The sequence below is a fragment of the Streptomyces sp. NPDC091292 genome (genome assembly GCF_044757265.1).
In the GTDB taxonomy this organism is placed as follows: Bacteria; Actinomycetota; Actinomycetes; order Streptomycetales; family Streptomycetaceae; genus Streptomyces.
The window spans coordinates 162116-179476 of the sequence record NZ_JBIVUQ010000014.1; the positions used below are offsets into that span (position 1 = coordinate 162116).

Genomic DNA, 17361 nt, shown 5'->3' on the forward strand with positions numbered 1-17361 from the left:
CCGTAAGTCACGTAACGGACATCTCGCGCAATTCACTCGAATGTGTCGCGCATTCCGGCGGGCGGTGCCCGGTCCGTCCCGTAGTGGCCGCCACCCCGTATCGGGACTAGATTGGTTGAAGTCAATTGGTTGAAGTCAAGCAAGTAATTGTCCCGGTGGGAGTGGTGTCCCGTGGGAAGTGCCGCCGCTGAATCGTCGGAGCCCGGCCCGGAGCCGGCCAAGGCCGCCGCGCCCGGCGGCTTCGTCCCCGGACCTCGCTACAAGTGGATCGCCCTGTCGAACACGACCCTGGGTGTGCTGATCGCCACGATCAACATGTCGATCATGTTGATCGCGCTGCCCGACATCTTCCGGGGCATCGGCGTCGATCCGCTCCAGCCCGGCAACACCGGGCTGCTGCTCTGGCTGATCATGGGCTATCTCGTGGTCACGGCCGTGCTCGTGGTGAGCTTCGGACGGCTCGGCGACATGTACGGGCGCACCCGCATGTACAACCTGGGCTTCGCCGTGTTCACGGTGTTCTCCGTGCTGCTCTCGGTGACCTGGATGCACGGCACGGCGGGAGCGCTCTGGCTGATCGCCATGCGGGTGCTGCAAGGCGTCGGCGGCGCCATGCTCATGGCCAACTCGAACGCCATCCTCACCGACGCCTTCCCGGCCCGGCAGCGCGGTCTCGCCCTCGGCCTCAACCAGGTCGCCGGGATCGCGGGTTCCTTCTTCGGACTCGTACTCGGCGGACTGCTCGGTCCGCTCGACTGGCGTCTGGTCTTCCTGGTCTCGGTGCCCTTCGGCGTCTTCGGCACCGTGTGGGCGTATCTGCGGCTGCGCGACACCGGGATCCGGACGCCCGCGCGCCTCGACTGGTGGGGCAACATCACCTTCGCCGTCGGGCTCGTCTCGCTGCTCGCGGGCATCACCTACGGCATCCAGCCCTACGGCGGACACCCCATGGGCTGGACCAACCCTCTGGTGCTGGCCATGATCGGCGGCGGAATCGCCGTACTCGCCGTGTTCTGCGTGGTCGAGACCCGGGTGCCCTCGCCGATGTTCCACCTCGGGCTGTTCCGGATCCGGGCCTTCACGGCGGGCAACCTCGCCAGCCTCCTCGCCTCACTGGGGCGCGGTGGCCTGATGTTCATCCTGATCATCTGGCTCCAGGGCATCTGGCTGCCCCGGCACGGCTACAGCTTCTCCGAGACACCGCTGTGGGCCGGCATCTACATGCTGCCGCTCACCGTCGGCTTCCTGGTCGCCGGGCCCGTGTCGGGGTGGGCGTCCGACCGGTTCGGGGCGCGCACCTTCGCGACCGGCGGCATGCTGATCGCCGCCGGGACCTTCGTGGCGCTCCAGGCGCTGCCCGTCGACTTCAGCTATCCGGCGTTCGCGCTGATCCTGCTCTTCAACGGCATCGGCATGGGCCTGTTCGCCGCCCCGAACCGGGCCGCCATCATGAACAGCCTGCCGCCCGACCAGCGCGGAGTCGGCGCCGGGATCAGCACCACCTTCCAGAACTCCGCCATGGTCCTGTCCATCGGCATCTTCTTCTCGCTGATGATCGCCGGGCTCGCCGGAGCCCTCCCGCACACCCTCTCCACCGGCCTCACCGCGCAGGGCGTGCCGCCGGCCGACGCCGCCAGGGTCGCCTCGCTGCCCCCGGTCGGCGTGCTCTTCGCCTCGCTCCTCGGCTACAACCCGATCGCGACCCTCCTCGGACCCCAGGTGCTCAGCGGCCTCCCGCCCGGCCATGCCTCCTATCTGACGGGCCGTGAGTTCTTCCCGCAACTGATCTCGGGCCCCTTCTCGGACGGGCTCTCCGTCGCCTTCGACTTCGCCATCGCCGCCTGCCTGATCGCCGCGGTGGCCTCGCTGCTGCGCGGCGGCCGGTACGTCCATGACGACCGGGGCAGCCGGACGGTCACCGGCGAGCGGGCCGCGGGAACGCCGGTCACCGGCGAGTCGTTGGCCGGTGAGCCGGGTGTCCGTACGGCGGGTACCCGTACGGCGGGTGCGACGGTCGCCCCGGCCCCCGAGCCCCGGTCCGCCCCGGGCACGGCACACCGGGTGACACCGACCGCACCCCCGAACGACCCGAGGAGCCCCTGATGCCGGAGCCGGACGGCGCCCCCGCGGCCGAACGCGAACTGGCCGAACGAGAACTGGCCGGACGGCTGCGCGCGGCCATCCAGCATCTGATGCCCCTGCTGCGCGGCCAGACCGTGCACCCCGATCTGACGCCCAGCAGGCTCGCGGCCCTCGCCGTCCTGGAGGCCGAAAGCCCGCTGCGCATCAGCGAGTTGGCGTCCCGCATGGGCATCGCCCTGTCCACCGCCTCCCGCATGGTCGACCCGCTGGTCTGCGCCGGCTGGCTCGACCGGCAGCCCGACCCGCTCGACCAGCGCGCCAGCCTCGTCGGCCTCAGCGCATCGGGGCTTACGGTGCTGACGTCCGTACGCCGAGAGAACACCAGCAATCTCGCCCGCGAGGTCGCCCTCCTGTCGCCGGAACTCCAACAGCTCCTCCACGACGCGCTGCCCGCCCTGGACGCCCTCGGCACCCAGGCCCGCCGCTCTTCCCGATCCCCCCGCACCGTGAGCCCCCGCACCGCCGAACCCCGCACCACCGCCCCCCGTACCGCCCCCCACCCCTAGGGAACGCACCCCATGTACGACGCACTGCTCGCCGAGACCGTCACGCTCGCCGGTCACGACGGCGACCTCATCGAGGCATACTCCGCACGGCCGCTCGCCCCGGGACCGCTCGGCGGTGTCGTGGTCATCCACCACATGCCGGGCTACGACCGGGCCTCCAAGGAGATCACCCGCCGATTCGCCGCCGAGGGGTACGCGGCCGTGTGCCCGAACCTCTACAGCCGCGAAGCCCCCGGCGCGGACCCCGACGACGCGGCTGCCGCCGCCCGCGCCCAGGGCGGTGTCCCCGACGCGCGGCTGGTCGGCGATGTGGCGGGCGCGATCCGGTATCTGCGCGGCCTGCCGTCGTCCAACCAGCGCGTCGCCACCATCGGTTACTGCTCCGGGGGCCGGCAGTCCGTGCTCGCCGCGTGCAGCCTGGACGTCCAGGCCGCCGTCGACTGCTACGGCGCGTTCGTCATCGGCAGCCCGCCCGCCGGGCTCGGGCTCGCCGCCGAACCCCTCACCCCTCTCCTGGGCAACCTCTCCGCCCCGCTGCTCGGCCTCTTCGGCGCCGACGACCAGCACCCGGCACCCGCCGAAACGGCCGAGCTGGAAGCCGAGTTGAGCAAGCACGGCAAGACGTACGAGTTCCACACCTTCGAAGGCGCCGGGCACGCGTTCTTCGCGGTGGACCGGCCCAGCTACCGGCCGCAGGCCGCCGTCGAGGGCTGGAACCGGGTCTTCGACTTCTTCGGCCGCCACCTCTCCGACTGACCACCCCGACCCACCCCCGGCCCCCACGCATACGCGGAAGGCGACACCATGTGCACGTATCTCACGGAGAAGATCGCCATCGAAGGCAGCGGCAAGGGGGCGCAGGGGTACTTCCCGCTCACCGAGGCCATGGTCTACATCGACCACCCCCAGCACGCCCCCTACGAACACACCGTCAACATCGACTTCCTCAACCCGGCGCAGGGCCCGTCGGCGCGCGTCGCCGTCGAACTCACCGAGGAGGCGGCGCTCGCGCTGATCGAGGCGGTACGCCAGGCGCTGGCGCTCGCGCCGCCCGGACTGGCGTCGGCGGCGGGACCCGTATCCGCATCCGTGGCCGAGCCCGCGTAGGAGCAGCCTTGGCCCACCCTTGACGTCCCCTTTCCCTGATACCTCTCATTCAGAGGTAATCTGGAGAAGTGAAGAAAACGGACAGCGCGGACATCGGGACCGCGGTGCACACCGACAACCGGGTCGGTGAACTGGCCGACGCCCTCGCCGGAGTGCAGCGGCTGATCCGCCGCCGGCTGCGCGGGGGCACCACCGAGCCACGGCTGCGCGGCGCCCAGGTCGATCTGCTGCGGCTGATCGTGGCCCGGCCCGGTATCGGCGTCTCCGACGCCGCCCGGGAGCTGTATCTCGCGGGCAACTCGGTCTCCACCCTCGTCAACCAACTGGGCAGCGCCGGATATCTGGTCCGTGAGACGGACCCCGACGACCGGCGCTCCGCCCGGCTGCTGCCGACCCCGGCGGCCGAGGCCCGCCTGACGGACTGGCACGAGCGCCGTTCGGCGCTGGTCCGCGAGCAGGTCGCCCGCCTCGACGAGGCCGACCGACAGGCACTGGAAGCGGCCATTCCGGCACTGCGCCGACTGGCCCGCTCGCTGCACGAGGAGGTCGAGAGGACATGACCCCGGACGCCCCGGACGCCCCGGACACCGCGGCCCCGTCCGCACCCGCCGCGGTCACCTGCACCGGCCTCCGATACGCCTTCGGCGAGACCGTCGCCGTCGACGGCCTGGACCTGGACGTCACCGAGGGCGAGGTGTTCGGGCTGCTCGGGCCCAACGGCGCGGGCAAGACCACCGCGATCCGCTGCGTCACCACCCTCCTGCCCGTCCCCGCGGGCATGGTGCGGGTGTTCGGGCACGACCCCAGCAAGGAGCGGATGCCCGTACGGCGGCTCCTCGGGTACGTGCCCCAGCAACTGTCGGCGGACGCCGGGCTCACCGGGCGCGAGAACGTGACCCTGTTCGCCCGCGTCTTCGACGTGTCACGGCGCGAGCGCGCCGAGCGGGTCGCCCAGGCGCTGGAGGCCGTCGACCTCACCGAGTCCGCCGACCGGCTCGCCAAGACCTACTCCGGCGGCATGATCCGCCGCCTCGAACTGGCCCAGGCCCTGGTCAGCGCCCCCCGGCTGCTGATCCTGGACGAGCCGACGATCGGCCTCGACCCCATCGCCCGTACCAGCGTCTGGGAGCACATCAACGCCGTACGGGCCGCCACCGGCATGACCGTCCTCGTCACCACGCACTACATGGACGAGGCCGACCAGTACTGCGACCGGGTCGCCCTGATGCACCGAGGGCGCGTCCGTGCCCTGGGGACCTCCGCCGAACTGCGGGCGGGCCTGGGGGAGCGGTGGCGTGCGGAGGGAAAGGCCGCGACCGACGAGCTGCCGACGCTCGAAGACGTCTTCCGGGACATCGCGGGCAGCGGCCTCGACGACCAGTCAGGAGACTTCCGCGATGTCCGAAGCACCCGTCGTACAGCGACCCGCGTCGGCTGACGCCAAGGCCGGCGCCAAGGCCGGCAAGCACCCGCGCGGCCTGGATCTGCTGGTCTCCCCGCCCAGCCCCCGCACCGGCTGGCGCGTACTGCCCGCCCGGGTCGTCGCGATGTGCGTCGTCGAACTCCAGAAGCTGCGCCACGACCGGACCGAGCTGTACACCCGGGCCGTGCAGCCCGCGCTGTGGCTGCTGATCTTCGGTGAGACGTTCACGCGGATCAAGGCGATACCCACCGGCGGCATCCCGTACATCGACTATCTCGCGCCCGGCATCATCGCCCAGTCCGCGATGTTCATCGCCATCTTCTACGGCATCATGATCATCTGGGAGCGGGACGCCGGCATCCTCACCAAGCTTCTGGTCACACCGACGCCCCGGTCCGCCCTGATCACCGGCAAGTCGTTCGCGGCGGGCGTCAAGGCGCTGATCCAGGCGGTCGTCGTCATCGTCATCGCGGCGGTGCTCGGAGTCGCCATGACCTGGAACCCGCTGCGGCTCCTGGGAGTCGCCGTCGCCGTGATCCTCGGGTCGGTGTTCTTCTCCTGTCTGTCGATGACGATCGCGGGCATCGTGCTGACCCGCGACCGGCTGATGGGCATCGGCCAGGCCATCACCATGCCGCTCTTCTTCGCCTCCAACGCCCTCTACCCGGTGGCGATCATGCCGGGCTGGCTCCAGGCCATCAGCAAGGCGAACCCGCTGAGCTACCAGGTGGACGCCCTGCGCGGACTGCTCCTCGGCACCCATGCCCATCTCGCCCTGGACTACGGCGTGCTGGTGTTCGCGGCGATCGTCGGGATCCTCGCGGCGTCCTCGCTCCTCGGCCGACTCGCCCGTTGAGCCGCCCCCCGACTGAAGTCGGCGCCCGCCGCCCGGCCTCACCGCCCGCCGCCCCGCGCGAACCGCCCCCGCACCCGGTCCAGCCAGGCCCGCGGCGCGAGTTGCTCCCGGGTGCCCCGGTCCAGCTCCTCCATCAGGCGCCGCCCCCGGTGCTCCATGTCCAACTCGTCAAGGATCCGGTTCACCTCCGTCAGCAGCGCGCCGTGCAACTGCCAGTCGCGGGGGTCGCGCCGTACCCCGTCGAGCAGGAGCCGTGCCACGTGGTCGCGGCTCGCGCCCGCCGCCCTCAGCTCCTCCGCCAGCCGCTCCTCGGCCGCGTCGGCATTGGTGCTGACCTGCGTCGTCACCAGCACCGCGAAGCTCACCACCGCGTCCGCGACATGCCCCAGCAGCTCCTGGAGCGCCACGCCCACCTCCTGCGGGAACATCCGCTCCCCTTCGCGCTCCTTCGCGAGATCCGCGAGGGTACGGGCGAGGACCCGCAGGACGACCGTGCAGATCTCCAGCGTGTCGAGGCCGGTGCGCAGCAGGATCCGGTTCAACAGGCCCTCACGGACCCGGGGGTTGAGCCGCAGGCTGTCCTCGGCCTGCCGCAGCGCCGCGTCGACCTCGGCGATGTCGTTGTCGAGCCGCCGCGCCTCGTGCAACTGCTCGGCGGCCTTCTCGGGCGGCGTCCGCGTGGTGAGCTGTTCCCCGCTGCGCAACAGCAGTTGCCGCATCCGGCGGGCCAGGCCCTCGATGGACTCGCCCGCCGTGTCGGTCCAGACGGGCGGTGCCAGGACGAAGTTGAACAGCAGCCCCACGACCGCGCCGATCAGGGTCTCCAGGACCCGGTCCCACGCCGTGTCGCCGACCCGGGTCACACCGAGCACCAGCATCGCGCTGATCGCCACCTCGGGCACGAACTCGCCGACCCGCACGAACTGTCCGACCGTGAGCGACGCCAGGATGATCAGCCCGAGGCTCCACCAGCTCAGCCCCACCAGCGCACTGAACCCGATCGCGATGAGCACCCCGACGACCACGGAGTTCACCCGGCGGATCCCGGTCGTGAGCGTGTTGTAGAGCGTCACCTGCACCACCAGGAGCGCCGTGAGGGGCGCGGTGAGCGGTGCGGTCTCGTTGCTGAGCTGAAGCGCGACGACGTACGCGATGGTCGCCGCCGCCGTGGACCGCAGGGTCTGCACGACCACCGGCTCACGGCCCCGCCGCATCAGATCGGCCACCGGGGCGGCCACCGCGCCTCGTACGTCCTGCATCCGTTCAGGCATTCCGTCGCACCCCACCACGCTCACCGGCTCGCATCGCAGGGCCCACTCTCGTACGCGGACCCGCCCGGCGACGGCAGGACGCTCCGGTGCGCCGCGTCGCGACCGCACTCCACGGGCCCCTGCTGGACGTACCAGGCCGCACTCGCCAGGATCGTGCCGTTGCGGCGCGATCTCACGGACGAGAGGCGGAACCGGCGAATGACCACGCACTGGGCTGACTTCCAGTACGAGATCTATCTGAACGGCATGACGGGCGCGGTGCCCCGGCTCCCCACCGATCTGACCCGGCTTGAGGAGCTGACCGAACAGCGCCTCGCCCCGGGAGCCGTGGGCTATGTCGCGGGCGCCGCGGGCAACGGCAGCACCGCGCGCGCCAACCGGGCCGCCCTGGACCGGCTGCGGATCGTGCCGCGCATGCTGCGCGACGTCCACGCACGCGACCTGTCCGTCGACGTCCTGGGCCGTACGCTGCCCGCACCCCTGGCCCTCGCACCGGTCGGCGTCCTGTCGATCATGCACCCGGACGCCGAGCCGGCCGCCGCCCGCGCCGCGGCGGCCCGGGGCATCCCGTACATCCTGTCGTCCGCGTCGAGCACCCCCCTGGAGCAGGTCGCCGAGGCGATGGGCGACGCGGAGCGCTGGTTCCAGCTCTACTGGGCCAAGGACCGCGAGGTCACCAAGAGCTTCCTGGCGCGCGCCAAGGCCGCCGGGTACACGGCCCTGTTCGTCACCCTCGACACCCCGATCCTCGCCTGGCGCCCCCGCGATCTCGACCAGGCGTATCTGCCGTTCCTGCACGGCGTGGGCACCGCCAACTACTTCACCGACCCGGCGTTCCAGGCCGGCCTCGCCAAGCCGGTGCACGAGGACCTGAACGCTGCCGTCCTGCACTTCGTCGGCATGTTCGCGGACCCGTCGAAGTCCTGGCCCGACCTGGCCTTCCTGCGGGAGCACTGGGACGGGCCGATCGTCCTCAAGGGCATCCTGCACCCCGACGACGCCCGCCGCGCAGCCGCCGCGGGCATGGACGGCGTCGTCGTCTCCAACCACGGCGGGCGGCAGGTCGCCGGATCCATCGGCGCCGCCGACGCGCTGCCGGGCGTGGTCGAGGCGGCGGGGGACCGGCTCGCCGTCCTCTTCGACAGCGGGGTGCGCACGGGCGACGACATGGTCAAGGCCCTCGCGCTCGGCGCCCGCACGGTCCTCGTCGGCCGTCCGTACGCGTACGGGCTCGGCCTCGACGGGCAGGCGGGCGTCGACCACGTCATCCGCTGTCTGCTCGCCGAGTTCGACCTCACCCTCGCGCTCTCCGGGCACGCGAGCCCCGCCACGCTCACCGCCGACGACCTGGTACGCGACTCCGGCTGACCCGGCCGACGGCCTATGCTGAACGCGATGTTCACCCCCGAGGGCCCCACCTTCCGCGAACTCGCCGTGCAGGCGCTGTCGTCCGTCGAGTACGGCTACGACCTGCTCGCCCCCAAGTTCGACCACACGCCGTTCCGCACACCGGACGACATCCTGGACCCCGTCGGGTCGCTCCTCGCCCGGCTCGGCCCCTTCGACCGGGGGCTCGACCTGTGCTGCGGTACCGGCGCGGGCCTTCGGGTGCTGCGCGAGGTGTGCCGGGAGCGGGTCGCCGGCGTCGACATCAGCGCGGGCATGCTCGCCGTGGGCCGCGAGCGGCACCGCAAGTCCGCCGCCGACGACGGCGGTACGCAGGCCGGGCCGCCGACCGACTGGGTGCGCGGGGACGCGCTGTCGCTGCCGTTCGGCCCCGTCTTCGATCTCGTCGTCAGCTTCGGCGCCTTCGGGCACTTCCTGCCCCGGGAAAGGCCCGCGCTGTTCGCGCAGGTCCACGCGGCGCTGCGGCCCGGCGGCCGGTTCGCGTTCCCGATCGTGGCGCCGCCGCGTCCGGGCTCCCTCGGCTACTGGGTCCTGCTCGGCTTCGACTCCGGGATGCGGGTGCGCAACGCCGTGTGGCGGCCCCCGTTCGTCATGTACTACCGGGTGTTCCGCCTCGCCGACGTCCAGCGGGAGCTGGCCCGCGCGGGCTTCACGGTGGAGCTGTACGCCCTGCCGGAGCTGGGCCGCCGCCCGGACGGCAGCCCGCGGGCGCGGCTGGTGGTCGCGGAACGCCGGTGACGCGGGGCCCCGGTCGTGCGTGGCCTTGAGCGGTACGGGGTCCCCGGTCGCCGGTGGCTCTCAGTCGTCGGGGTTGGCTTCCAGGCGCGTCAGGTCCATGTCGTCGAGCAGCGCCTCATGGGTGCGTCCGGTGGTCTGGGCGTCCCGCTCGATCTCCACGGCCGCCCACCCCGCGAGGCTCATCACCAGGACCCGCAGCCCGTCCGTGCCGTACTCCTCCAGGACCTCGTCGGCGACGGCCAGCGCCTCCTCCGGGATCCGCTCCGCCGGATGCAGCCCGACGACCTTGCGCAGCAAAGCGACCGAGATCCGTGAGATGTCCGGGATGATCTCCCGCAGCCGCCGGTCCTCGTCCTCGTCCACCGTCCGCCTCCCCCTCTCGCCGGGATCTCCTCGCGCCTTCTGTCAGAACTCCTCGTGGTGGTCCGGGTCGCCGCCGAGCCGGCGCTGCGGCCGGTCGGTGATCGACGCCAGCTCGTCCGGCGTCAGCGAGAAGCCGAACACATCGAGGTTGTCCCGCTGCCGCCCCGGATCGGACGACTTCGGGATCGGTACCGCACCGAGCTGCGTGTGCCAGCGCAGCACGGCCTGGCCCGGGGTCACGTCATGGGCCTTCGCGACCGCCGTGACCGCCGGGTCGTCGAGCAGGGCGCCGCCCCGGCCGAGCGGGCTCCAGCTCTCGGTGACGATGCCCCGCGCGCGGTGGAAGGCGCGCAGCGCCTCCTGGGGGAGCAGGGGGTGCATCTCGATCTGGTTGACCGAGGGGAGGACCCCCGTCTCCCGCTCCAGCCGCTCGATCTGGGCCTCGGTGAAGTTGGAGACGCCGATCGAGCGGATCAGGCCCTCGTCCCGGAGCTTGATCATCGCCCGCCAGGACGCCACGTACTGGTCCACGCGCGGCAGCGGCCAGTGGATGAGATACAGGTCCACGTACTCCAGGCCGAGACGCCGACGGGACCCCTCGAAGGACGCGAGTGTCTGCTCGTACCCGTGGTCGCGGCCGGGGAGCTTCGTCGTCACGACGACGTCCTCGCGGGGGATCCCGCTCCGGGCGATGCCGCGTCCGGTGCCCGTCTCGTTGCGGTAGTTGGCAGCCGAGTCGATCAGCCGGTACCCCAGGTCCAGTGCTCCGGCGACTGCTCTCTCCGCCTCGGCGTCGTCCATCGGATACGTGCCCAGACCGAGGCCGGGGAGCGGGGTGCCGTCGTTGAGCGTGCGAGCCGGGGCTGCGGTCACCGTGTCTTCCCTTCTGTCCCCCACTGTCTCCGCCCAATGTACGGCGCGGATCCCCGCTCCCGTGGCTCCATCGGCAACGGGGGCGGTGGTAGCTTTTCCATAGCTCCGTATACGAGCTGTATGCGATCTCTTGGGGGTAGTGGTGACGTCCGGCCGCGAGAAGGCGTACGCGTACCTCAAGGAGACCGTCCTGACGGACCCCGCGATGTCGGGGGAGTTCCTTTCCGAGCAGGAGATCGCCGACCGCATCGGGGTCTCCCGCACCCCGATCCGCGAGGCACTGCTGCTGCTCGCCGCCGAGGACCTGGTCCAGCTCGTGCCCAAGCGGGGCGCCCGGGTCGCCGCCCTGTCCGGCCGCGAGATCACCGAACTGATGGAGCTGCGCGGCCTGGTGGAGCGGTACGCGGCCGAGCACGCCATCGGCTCGGGCCGCGCACCCCTGAAGGAGCTGGGCGACCTCCTGGACCGGCAGCGCGGTCTCACGGGCCCCGACCAGGCCCGCGAGTTCATCGCGGTGGACCATCTCTTCCACGCCACGCTCGTCTCGGCCGTGGGCAACTCCCTGCTCGAACGGCACTACGACGGGCTGCGCAGCCGCCAGGTCCGGGCCGGTGTCGTCGCGCTCTACAGCGGCCACGGCCGCCAGGAGGCGGTGCTCCAGGAGCACCGGGCCATCCTGGACGCCCTCACCGCCGGCGACTCGGGCGCGGCGCGCGCCGCGATCGACAGCCACCTGGAGTCGACGCTCAAGGTGCTGCTCGCGGGTTAGTCAGCGGCATCCGTGGCCGGGTACGTGAACACCAGCATCGTGACGCCCTCCTCCGACGTCCACGGGCCGTGCGGCATGCCGGGCGGGCGGCACGCGTACGAGCCCCGGGTGAAGGTGCGGTCCAGCGTCAGGTCGTGCAGCGAGCCCGCCACCAGATAGACCTCCTCCCAGAAGTCGTGCCGCGCCACGCCCTGCGCCGAGGTGTCGGTGCCCGGTTCCCACCGCACGAGCGCGGTGGTCCGCAGCCCCGAGCCGTCGTCGGCGAGCACCCGCTCCAGGACGCCGGGGCCCGCGCCCTCGGGCGCCGTCCACTCCCCGGCCGGGTGATGGAACTCCAGCTCAGGCTTGCTCATACGCCCCTGCACCTCTTCCCGTTCCGATTCCGCTGCCGGTTCCGTCGCCCAGCCGTCGGTTGGCCAGTACGGGGATCTTCTCGCGGACCGCCGCCACCTCGGCCACGTCCAGCTCGGCGACGAGCAGCCCCGGCCCGGCGCCGAGCCGCTCGCGCACCGTCCCGTCGGGCCCGACGACCGCGCTGTACCCGATCCCGGTCGGCGCCGACCCCTGCGCCGCCGCTCCCGTCGCCGCCGGATCGCCCGCCGCCGGATCCGCCTGGCCGACGGCCGCGACCCACACCGTCGCGTCCAACGCCCGTGCCCGGACGAGGAGTTCCCACTGCTCGCGCTTGCCGGGACCGGCGCCCCAGGACGCGGCGAGCAGGGTCGCCACCGCCCCCGCGTCCGCGTGCGCGCGGAACAGTTCGGGGAAACGGACGTCGTAGCAGGTCGCGAGGCCGAACCGGACGCCGTCCACGTCGATCGTGGCGACCCGCGAGCCCGCCGCGACGGAGTCGGACTCGCGGTACCCGAAGGCGTCGTACAGATGGATCTTGTCGTACGCCGTGTCCACGCCCGGTCCGGTCGCGAGCAGCGTGTTGGCCACGCGCCCGCCCGGTGCCGGGGTGAACATGCCCGCGACCACGGTGATCCCGGCGTCGGCGGCGAGGGCGCGCAGCGCCGTCGCCCAGGGGCCGTCGAGCGGTTCGGCGACGGGTGTCAGCGGGGTGCCGAAGCACGCCATCGACGCCTCCGGGAACACCACGACCCGGGCGCCCGCCGACGCGGCGCGCGCCGTCTCCGCCGCGAGGAGGTCGAGATTCCGCGCCGGTTCGGGCCCGGTGGTGAGCTGACTGAGGGCGATACGCACGGGAGCGGCCTTCCGGTGAGAGGGACGGGGAGTCAGGGTCCGACTAGGGGGCATCGGTGCCCGCGGCCGTGCCGACCAGCAGGGCGTCCTCCTCCTCGGCGTGGTCGGCGTCCCGTCCCAGGCTCAGGCCCACGATGGTGACGGCGGCGGCCACGGCGAGGTACAGCGCGAGCGGCACCCAGCTGTTGAAGGTACCGAGCAGCGCGGTGAACAGCAGCGGCGCCACGGCACCGCCGATGATCCCGGCCAGGGTGTACGCGAGCGAGGAGCCGGTGTAGCGCAGTCGGGGCGAGAACTGTTCGGCGACGAACGCGGCCTGCGGACCGTACATCAGCGAGTGCAGCGCGAGTCCGACGACGACACCGAGGGCCAGCGGGAGCCAGGAACCGCCGTCGGCGATCAGGAAGAAGACGAACGGCCACACTCCGGCGGCGGCAGCGGAACACCCGTACAGCAGACGGCGGTTGACACGGTCCGAGAGGGCGCCGGCGAGCGGGATCAGGAAGACCTGGAGCGAGGAGCCGATGAGGACGGCGGTCAGGGCGGAACCGCGCGACATGCCGAGTTCCTGGGTGGCGTAGGTGAGGACGAAGACCGTGAACATCGCGTACAGCACATCGGGGCCGACCCGGGCGAGCATCGCGGCGATCAGCGCGCGCCGCTGGGTCATGAACACCTCGCGGATCGGCGCCTCGGGACGGCTCTTCTCCGCCTCCATCGCCTTGAAGACGGGCGTCTCCTCCAGCTTCGCGCGGATCCAGAGGCCGAACGCGACCAGGGCGCCGGACAGCAGGAACGCCACCCGCCAGCCCCACGACATGAACTGATCCTCCGTCAGGAGGGCGCCGAGCGCGGCCAGTACACCGTTCGCGAGGAGGTTGCCCGCGGGCGGGCCGACCTGGGCGGCGGACGCGTAGAAGCCCCGCTTGCGCGGGTCGCCGAACTCGCTCGACAGCAGTACCGCGCCGCCCCACTCACCGCCGACCCCGACGCCCTGCGCGAACCGCAGCAGCACCAGCGCGATCGGAGCGGCCACGCCGACCGTCGCGTACGAGGGCAGAAGGCCGATCAGGAAAGTGGCGACGCCGATCAGGACGAGCGTGGCGATGAGGACCTTCTTGCGGCCGATGACATCGCCGAGGCGGCCGAAGACGAAACCGCCGAGCGGGCGCGAGAGGTAGCCGACGGCGTAGGTCGAGAAGGCCAGCAGGGTGCCCGTGAAGGCGTCCTCGGAGGGGAAGAAGAGGTCGCCGAAGACCAGGGCCGCCGCCGCCGAGTAGACCGCGAAGTCGTACCACTCCAGGGCGGTGCCGGTGAGGCTGGCGAAGAAGGCGCGGCGGATTCCCGAGCGGCCCGCCGGTGTCGCGGCGGTCGGCGTGGCCGCTTCCGGCGCCGGCGCCTGTGCGCCCTGTGGGGTGTGCTGCATGTTCCCGTTCCTTGCCTGGGGGACATCGACCTTTCGGCATACTTCTTGTATACAGGTCGTATGCGCAACCCCCGCGCCGGAAGTTAACCGCTTCGAAACCCACTTCTGTACGCGACACCCCTGCCCGCCCGTCCGCGACACCCCTTCTGGAGATGCCATGGCCACCCTCACCTTCGAACTCCCCGACGGCTCCACGCGCGCCGTCGATGTCGTCCGTCTGCTCAACGCCGGGTACGCCGGGCGCGGCCAGGAGGACGTGGCCGCCCATGTCGCCGAACTGGCCGAGCTGGGCGTGCCGGCGCCCTCGGTGACCCCCGCCCTCTACCCTGTGTCGCCCTACCTCGCGCAGCAGACCGAGCAGGTCGCCGTGCAGCACGGCCGTACCTCGGGCGAGGCGGAGTGGGCGCTCGTGGTCGACGCCGACGGGGATCTGCTCCTCACCGCCGCCTGCGACCACACCGACCGCGCGCTGGAGGTGCACGGGGTCGCCTGGAGCAAGAACGCGGGCCCCGACGTGCTCGCGCGCCGCGCCTGGCGCCTGGCCGAGGTCGAGGACCGTCTCGACGCGCTCACCCTGCGGGCCTGGGTCACCCACCGGGGTGCGGAGACCGAGATCCAGCACGGCACCCTCGCCGAACTGCTCACCCCCGGCTACTGGGCCGATGTGCTGCGCGACCGGGGCGACCTCGCGCCCGGCACGGTCCTGATCTCCGGGACCATCCCGATGGCCGAAGGGGTCGACCAGTTCGCCGAGCGCTGGCGCGTGGAGCTGGCGGACCCGGCGACGGGGGACACGATCCGGCTCGCGTACGACGTGGTGCCGATGCCGGAGCCGATCGGCTGAGCGGAGCTGATCGGTCGAGCGGAACCGGTATGTGTGGCCCGTACAGGAGTTCGCGGGCGAATTGGAGCCGGGACTTCCGGACCGGCGGGTGTGCTTCCGGACGCGCGGCACCCGGCGCGGCCACCCCGCGCCGGGGCGCACCCCGCTGACCAGGGCGGTCCGGCGGCCCGCCGGCGGCGGGCGGTGAGGATCGGCCAGATGTAGCAATTGACCGGTCTGGCCGAACTCGGCGTGGCCTTCATGTTGCCCGAGGCATCTAATGAAGATCGTCAGGCCGACACCCTCACCCGCGAGGTGCTCGATGACCGATCCCGTCGCCTTCCCCCAGGACCGCACCTGCCCCTACCACCCGCCCACCGCCTACGAACCGCTGCGCGCCGACCGGCCGCTGACCCGGATCTCGCTGTACGACGGCCGGGAGGTGTGGGTCGTCACCGGGCACACGGCGGCCCGCGCACTCCTCGCCGACACCCGGCTGTCCAGCGCACGCGAACGCGACGGCTTCCCGCTGACGAACCCGCGCATCGCCGCGCTCCGCGACCGCCGCACCGCGCTCCTCGGCGTCGACGGACCCGAACACCGCACCCAGCGGAGCCGGCTCATCCCGAGCTTCACCGTGAAACGGATCGACACCCTCCGCCCGCGCATCCAGGAGACCGTGGACCGGCTGCTCGACGCCATGGAGGCACAGGGGCCGACCGCCGAACTGGTGAACGCGTTCGCGCTGCCCGTGCCGTCCATGGTGATCTGCGCGCTGCTCGGTGTCCCGTACGCCGACCACGACTTCTTCGAGGAGCAGTCGCGGCGGCTGCTGCGCGGCCCGGCGATCGCCGACACCGAAAGGGCGCGGCTTCGGCTCGACGCGTATCTGGGCGACCTGATCGACCGGAAGCGGAAGGACCCGGGGGACGGGCTGCTCGACGAGCTGATCGAGCGGCAGCTCGCGGAGGGGACCTACGACCGCGAGGAGCTGATCGCGGTCGCCACGATCCTGCTGATCGCCGGGCACGAGACCACCGCGAACATGATCTCGCTCGGCACCTTCACGCTGCTGCGCCACCCGGAGCAGTTGGCCGAACTCCGTGCCGAGGGTTCGCTGATGTCCGCCGCCGTGGAGGAGTTGCTGCGGTACCTGTCGATCGCCGACGGGTTGCTGCGGCTGGCCACCGAGGACATCGAGGTGGACGGCGTGACGATCCGGGCCGGTGAGGGCATCGTCTTCTCCACCTCCGTCATCAACCGCGACACCGACGTCTTCCCGGAGCCGGACGCCCTGGACTGGCACCGCCCGAACCGCCACCACGTCGCCTTCGGCTTCGGCGTCCACCAGTGCCTCGGCCAGAACCTGGCCCGCGCCGAGATGGACATCGCCCTGCGGACACTCTTCACGCGGCTGCCGGGGCTGCGCCTCGCGGCGCCCCCGGAAGAGATCCCGTTCAAGCCGGGCGACTCGATCCAGGGCATGCTCGAACTGCCGGTGACCTGGTGAGGAAGGGCGAGGCCATGCGGATCGACATCGACAAGGAAAGCTGCGTCGGCGCCGGACAGTGCGCGCTCACCGCACCGGGCGTGTTCACCCAGGACGACGACGGCCTCAGCGCCCTGCTACCGGGCCGCGAGGACGGCGGAGGCGACCCGATGGTGCGCGAGGCCGTCCGGGTGTGCCCGGTAGGGGCCATCGCGGTGACGGCACCCTAGCGATGCCGCACGACTGACCGGTGACCGGGGCGAGCCGTCGGCGCGCGGGCGATGAGTTTCCGGAGCAGCATCGGTCGTACCGGTAAGCATTCGCGCGCGTGCAGGGAGGCACCCATGAGCAGCGAGCCACTCACCACTTGCCTGTGGTTCGACGGTCAGGCCGAGGAGGCGGCGAACCACTACATCTCGATCTTCAAGGACGCCGAACTGGGCGCGATCGGCCGGTACACGGAGGCCGGGCCGGGCCCCGAGGGAACGGCGATCGTCGTCGAGTTCAAGATCAACGGCCAGAAGTTCATCGGGTTGAACGGCGGGCCGCAGTTCACCTTCGACGAGGCGATCTCGTTCCAGATCCACTGCGAGGACCAGGACGAGGTCGACTACTACTGGAACCGGCTCCTGGAGGGCGGCAGCCCCAGCCAGTGCGGCTGGCTGAAGGACAAATTCGGCCTCTCCTGGCAGGTGATCCCCAAGGAACTCACAGCCATGATCGGCAGCCCCGACCAAGAAAAGGCAGCCCGAGCAACCCGAGCCATGCTGGCGATGACCAAACTGAACATCGCAGAACTAAGAAAGGCCTTCGAGGGAGAATAACCACCACGAACGGCCCGCGGATTGGCCACGGCCGCCAGCCACCCCTTCAGGGGCGCGGGGAACTGCGCACCCAGCCACGGACGGCCTGCGGCTTAGACACCGGCCGCCAGCCACCCCCACAAGGGGCGCGGGGAACGG

Annotated in this window: 20 protein-coding genes; 14 read left to right on the top strand and 6 right to left on the bottom strand. The window is 71.7% G+C overall.

Features of this window, described 5'->3' with window-relative positions; translation table 11 throughout:
* The first annotated feature begins 171 nt into the window (after positions 1-171).
* The 7 genes from ACIQNU_RS31010 to ACIQNU_RS31040 all read left to right on the top strand — a co-directional run bounded on the left by ACIQNU_RS31010 (position 172) and on the right by ACIQNU_RS31040 (position 6034).
* Entirely contained in the window at positions 172-2103 is a 1932-nt protein-coding gene (locus tag ACIQNU_RS31010; RefSeq protein ID WP_401372739.1) for an MFS transporter, read from the top strand.
* Positions 2103-2648 (top strand): MarR family winged helix-turn-helix transcriptional regulator, encoded by a 546-nt coding sequence (locus ACIQNU_RS31015; RefSeq protein WP_401372742.1) that lies wholly within the window; start codon positions 2103-2105, stop codon positions 2646-2648. Before ACIQNU_RS31010 ends, ACIQNU_RS31015 begins: the two co-directional genes overlap by 1 nt.
* A gap of 12 nt (positions 2649-2660) precedes the next feature.
* Positions 2661-3404, top strand: a complete 744-nt coding sequence (locus tag ACIQNU_RS31020) for a dienelactone hydrolase family protein (RefSeq protein ID WP_401372745.1) — start codon at positions 2661-2663, stop codon at positions 3402-3404.
* A 48-nt stretch (positions 3405-3452) separates the two neighbouring features.
* On the top strand, positions 3453-3755 hold the full coding sequence (locus ACIQNU_RS31025; protein ID WP_401372747.1) for a DUF6295 family protein: 303 nt from the start codon (positions 3453-3455) through the stop codon (positions 3753-3755).
* Positions 3756-3859: 104 nt separating this feature from the next.
* Entirely contained in the window at positions 3860-4315 is a 456-nt protein-coding gene (locus tag ACIQNU_RS31030) for a MarR family winged helix-turn-helix transcriptional regulator (RefSeq protein WP_401372861.1), read from the top strand.
* Entirely contained in the window at positions 4312-5193 is an 882-nt protein-coding gene (locus ACIQNU_RS31035; protein WP_401372750.1) for an ABC transporter ATP-binding protein, read from the top strand. The genes ACIQNU_RS31030 and ACIQNU_RS31035 overlap by 4 nt, the downstream gene beginning before the upstream one ends.
* The gene (locus tag ACIQNU_RS31040) at positions 5153-6034 is read left to right on the top strand and encodes an ABC transporter permease (RefSeq protein ID WP_401372752.1); all 882 of its coding nucleotides are present in this window, start codon (positions 5153-5155) and stop codon (positions 6032-6034) included. Before ACIQNU_RS31035 ends, ACIQNU_RS31040 begins: the two co-directional genes overlap by 41 nt.
* Positions 6035-6072: 38 nt before the next feature.
* Here ACIQNU_RS31040 and ACIQNU_RS31045 read toward each other — a convergent pair whose 3' ends face one another.
* The gene (locus ACIQNU_RS31045) at positions 6073-7293 is read right to left on the bottom strand and encodes an aromatic acid exporter family protein (protein WP_401372863.1); all 1221 of its coding nucleotides are present in this window, start codon (positions 7291-7293) and stop codon (positions 6073-6075) included.
* 210 nt (positions 7294-7503) lie between these two features.
* On the opposite strand from ACIQNU_RS31045, the gene ACIQNU_RS31050 reads away from it, so the two are divergent.
* Positions 7504-8673 (top strand): lactate 2-monooxygenase, encoded by a 1170-nt coding sequence (locus ACIQNU_RS31050; RefSeq protein WP_401372755.1) that lies wholly within the window; start codon positions 7504-7506, stop codon positions 8671-8673.
* A gap of 27 nt (positions 8674-8700) precedes the next feature.
* Positions 8701-9450, top strand: a complete 750-nt coding sequence (locus tag ACIQNU_RS31055) for a class I SAM-dependent methyltransferase (RefSeq protein ID WP_401372758.1) — start codon at positions 8701-8703, stop codon at positions 9448-9450.
* Between the two features lie 60 nt (positions 9451-9510).
* Here the strand turns inward: ACIQNU_RS31055 and ACIQNU_RS31060 are convergent, their stop codons facing one another.
* Complete coding sequence (locus ACIQNU_RS31060) at positions 9511-9813, bottom strand: hypothetical protein (protein WP_401372761.1); 303 nt, start codon at positions 9811-9813, stop codon at positions 9511-9513.
* 42 nt (positions 9814-9855) lie between these two features.
* Positions 9856-10686 carry an aldo/keto reductase gene (locus tag ACIQNU_RS31065; RefSeq protein WP_401372763.1) on the bottom strand — a complete coding sequence of 277 codons (831 nt, stop codon included), beginning with the start codon at positions 10684-10686 and terminating at the stop codon, positions 9856-9858.
* A 142-nt stretch (positions 10687-10828) separates the two neighbouring features.
* Here ACIQNU_RS31065 and ACIQNU_RS31070 point away from each other — a divergent pair, with 142 nt between their 5' ends.
* Positions 10829-11455: a GntR family transcriptional regulator gene (locus tag ACIQNU_RS31070; RefSeq protein ID WP_401372766.1), complete on the top strand. Its 627-nt coding sequence runs from the start codon at positions 10829-10831 to the stop codon at positions 11453-11455.
* Here the strand turns inward: ACIQNU_RS31070 and ACIQNU_RS31075 are convergent.
* Genes ACIQNU_RS31075 through ACIQNU_RS31085 form a run of 3 tightly spaced genes read right to left on the bottom strand, consistent with a single transcriptional unit; the run spans position 11452 to position 14087 of the window.
* Positions 11452-11808: a cupin domain-containing protein gene (locus ACIQNU_RS31075; protein WP_401372768.1), complete on the bottom strand. Its 357-nt coding sequence runs from the start codon at positions 11806-11808 to the stop codon at positions 11452-11454. The genes ACIQNU_RS31070 and ACIQNU_RS31075 overlap by 4 nt on opposite strands.
* The gene (locus ACIQNU_RS31080) at positions 11795-12661 is read right to left on the bottom strand and encodes a carbon-nitrogen hydrolase family protein (protein ID WP_401372769.1); all 867 of its coding nucleotides are present in this window, start codon (positions 12659-12661) and stop codon (positions 11795-11797) included. Before ACIQNU_RS31080 ends, ACIQNU_RS31075 begins: the two co-directional genes overlap by 14 nt.
* Before the next feature lie 43 nt (positions 12662-12704).
* Positions 12705-14087 (bottom strand): MFS transporter, encoded by a 1383-nt coding sequence (locus tag ACIQNU_RS31085; RefSeq protein WP_401372771.1) that lies wholly within the window; start codon positions 14085-14087, stop codon positions 12705-12707.
* A 157-nt stretch (positions 14088-14244) separates the two neighbouring features.
* On the opposite strand from ACIQNU_RS31085, the gene ACIQNU_RS31090 reads away from it, so the two are divergent.
* From ACIQNU_RS31090 to ACIQNU_RS31105, 4 genes are all read left to right on the top strand, one after another.
* On the top strand, positions 14245-14931 hold the full coding sequence (locus ACIQNU_RS31090) for a DUF2848 domain-containing protein (RefSeq protein ID WP_401372773.1): 687 nt from the start codon (positions 14245-14247) through the stop codon (positions 14929-14931).
* Between the two features lie 301 nt (positions 14932-15232).
* Positions 15233-16420, top strand: coding sequence for a cytochrome P450 (locus tag ACIQNU_RS31095; protein WP_401372775.1), 1188 nt, complete (start codon positions 15233-15235; stop codon positions 16418-16420).
* A 14-nt stretch (positions 16421-16434) separates the two neighbouring features.
* Positions 16435-16629, top strand: coding sequence for a ferredoxin (locus ACIQNU_RS31100; RefSeq protein WP_401372777.1), 195 nt, complete (start codon positions 16435-16437; stop codon positions 16627-16629).
* Positions 16630-16743: 114 nt separating this feature from the next.
* Positions 16744-17223 carry a VOC family protein gene (locus ACIQNU_RS31105; protein ID WP_401372778.1) on the top strand — a complete coding sequence of 160 codons (480 nt, stop codon included), beginning with the start codon at positions 16744-16746 and terminating at the stop codon, positions 17221-17223.
* Positions 17224-17361: the final 138 nt, after the last annotated feature.

Excerpts from the sequence above, each read along its gene's own strand:
- ACIQNU_RS31020 (WP_401372745.1), top strand. The coding sequence starts at position 2,661 with ATGTACGACGCACTGCTCGCCGAGACCGTCACGCTCGCCGGTCACGAC.
- ACIQNU_RS31045 (WP_401372863.1), bottom strand. The coding sequence starts at position 7,293 with ATGCAGGACGTACGAGGCGCGGTGGCCGCCCCGGTGGCCGATCTGATG.
- ACIQNU_RS31095 (WP_401372775.1), top strand. The coding sequence starts at position 15,233 with ATGACCGATCCCGTCGCCTTCCCCCAGGACCGCACCTGCCCCTACCAC.
- ACIQNU_RS31050 (WP_401372755.1), top strand. The coding sequence starts at position 7,504 with ATGACCACGCACTGGGCTGACTTCCAGTACGAGATCTATCTGAACGGC.
- ACIQNU_RS31035 (WP_401372750.1), top strand. The coding sequence starts at position 4,312 with ATGACCCCGGACGCCCCGGACGCCCCGGACACCGCGGCCCCGTCCGCA.
- ACIQNU_RS31075 (WP_401372768.1), bottom strand. The coding sequence starts at position 11,808 with ATGAGCAAGCCTGAGCTGGAGTTCCATCACCCGGCCGGGGAGTGGACG.
- ACIQNU_RS31015 (WP_401372742.1), top strand. The coding sequence starts at position 2,103 with ATGCCGGAGCCGGACGGCGCCCCCGCGGCCGAACGCGAACTGGCCGAA.
- ACIQNU_RS31055 (WP_401372758.1), top strand. The coding sequence starts at position 8,701 with ATGTTCACCCCCGAGGGCCCCACCTTCCGCGAACTCGCCGTGCAGGCG.
- ACIQNU_RS31025 (WP_401372747.1), top strand. The coding sequence starts at position 3,453 with ATGTGCACGTATCTCACGGAGAAGATCGCCATCGAAGGCAGCGGCAAG.
- ACIQNU_RS31040 (WP_401372752.1), top strand. The coding sequence starts at position 5,153 with ATGTCCGAAGCACCCGTCGTACAGCGACCCGCGTCGGCTGACGCCAAG.
- ACIQNU_RS31105 (WP_401372778.1), top strand. The coding sequence starts at position 16,744 with ATGAGCAGCGAGCCACTCACCACTTGCCTGTGGTTCGACGGTCAGGCC.
- ACIQNU_RS31090 (WP_401372773.1), top strand. The coding sequence starts at position 14,245 with ATGGCCACCCTCACCTTCGAACTCCCCGACGGCTCCACGCGCGCCGTC.
- ACIQNU_RS31100 (WP_401372777.1), top strand. The coding sequence starts at position 16,435 with ATGCGGATCGACATCGACAAGGAAAGCTGCGTCGGCGCCGGACAGTGC.
- ACIQNU_RS31085 (WP_401372771.1), bottom strand. The coding sequence starts at position 14,087 with ATGCAGCACACCCCACAGGGCGCACAGGCGCCGGCGCCGGAAGCGGCC.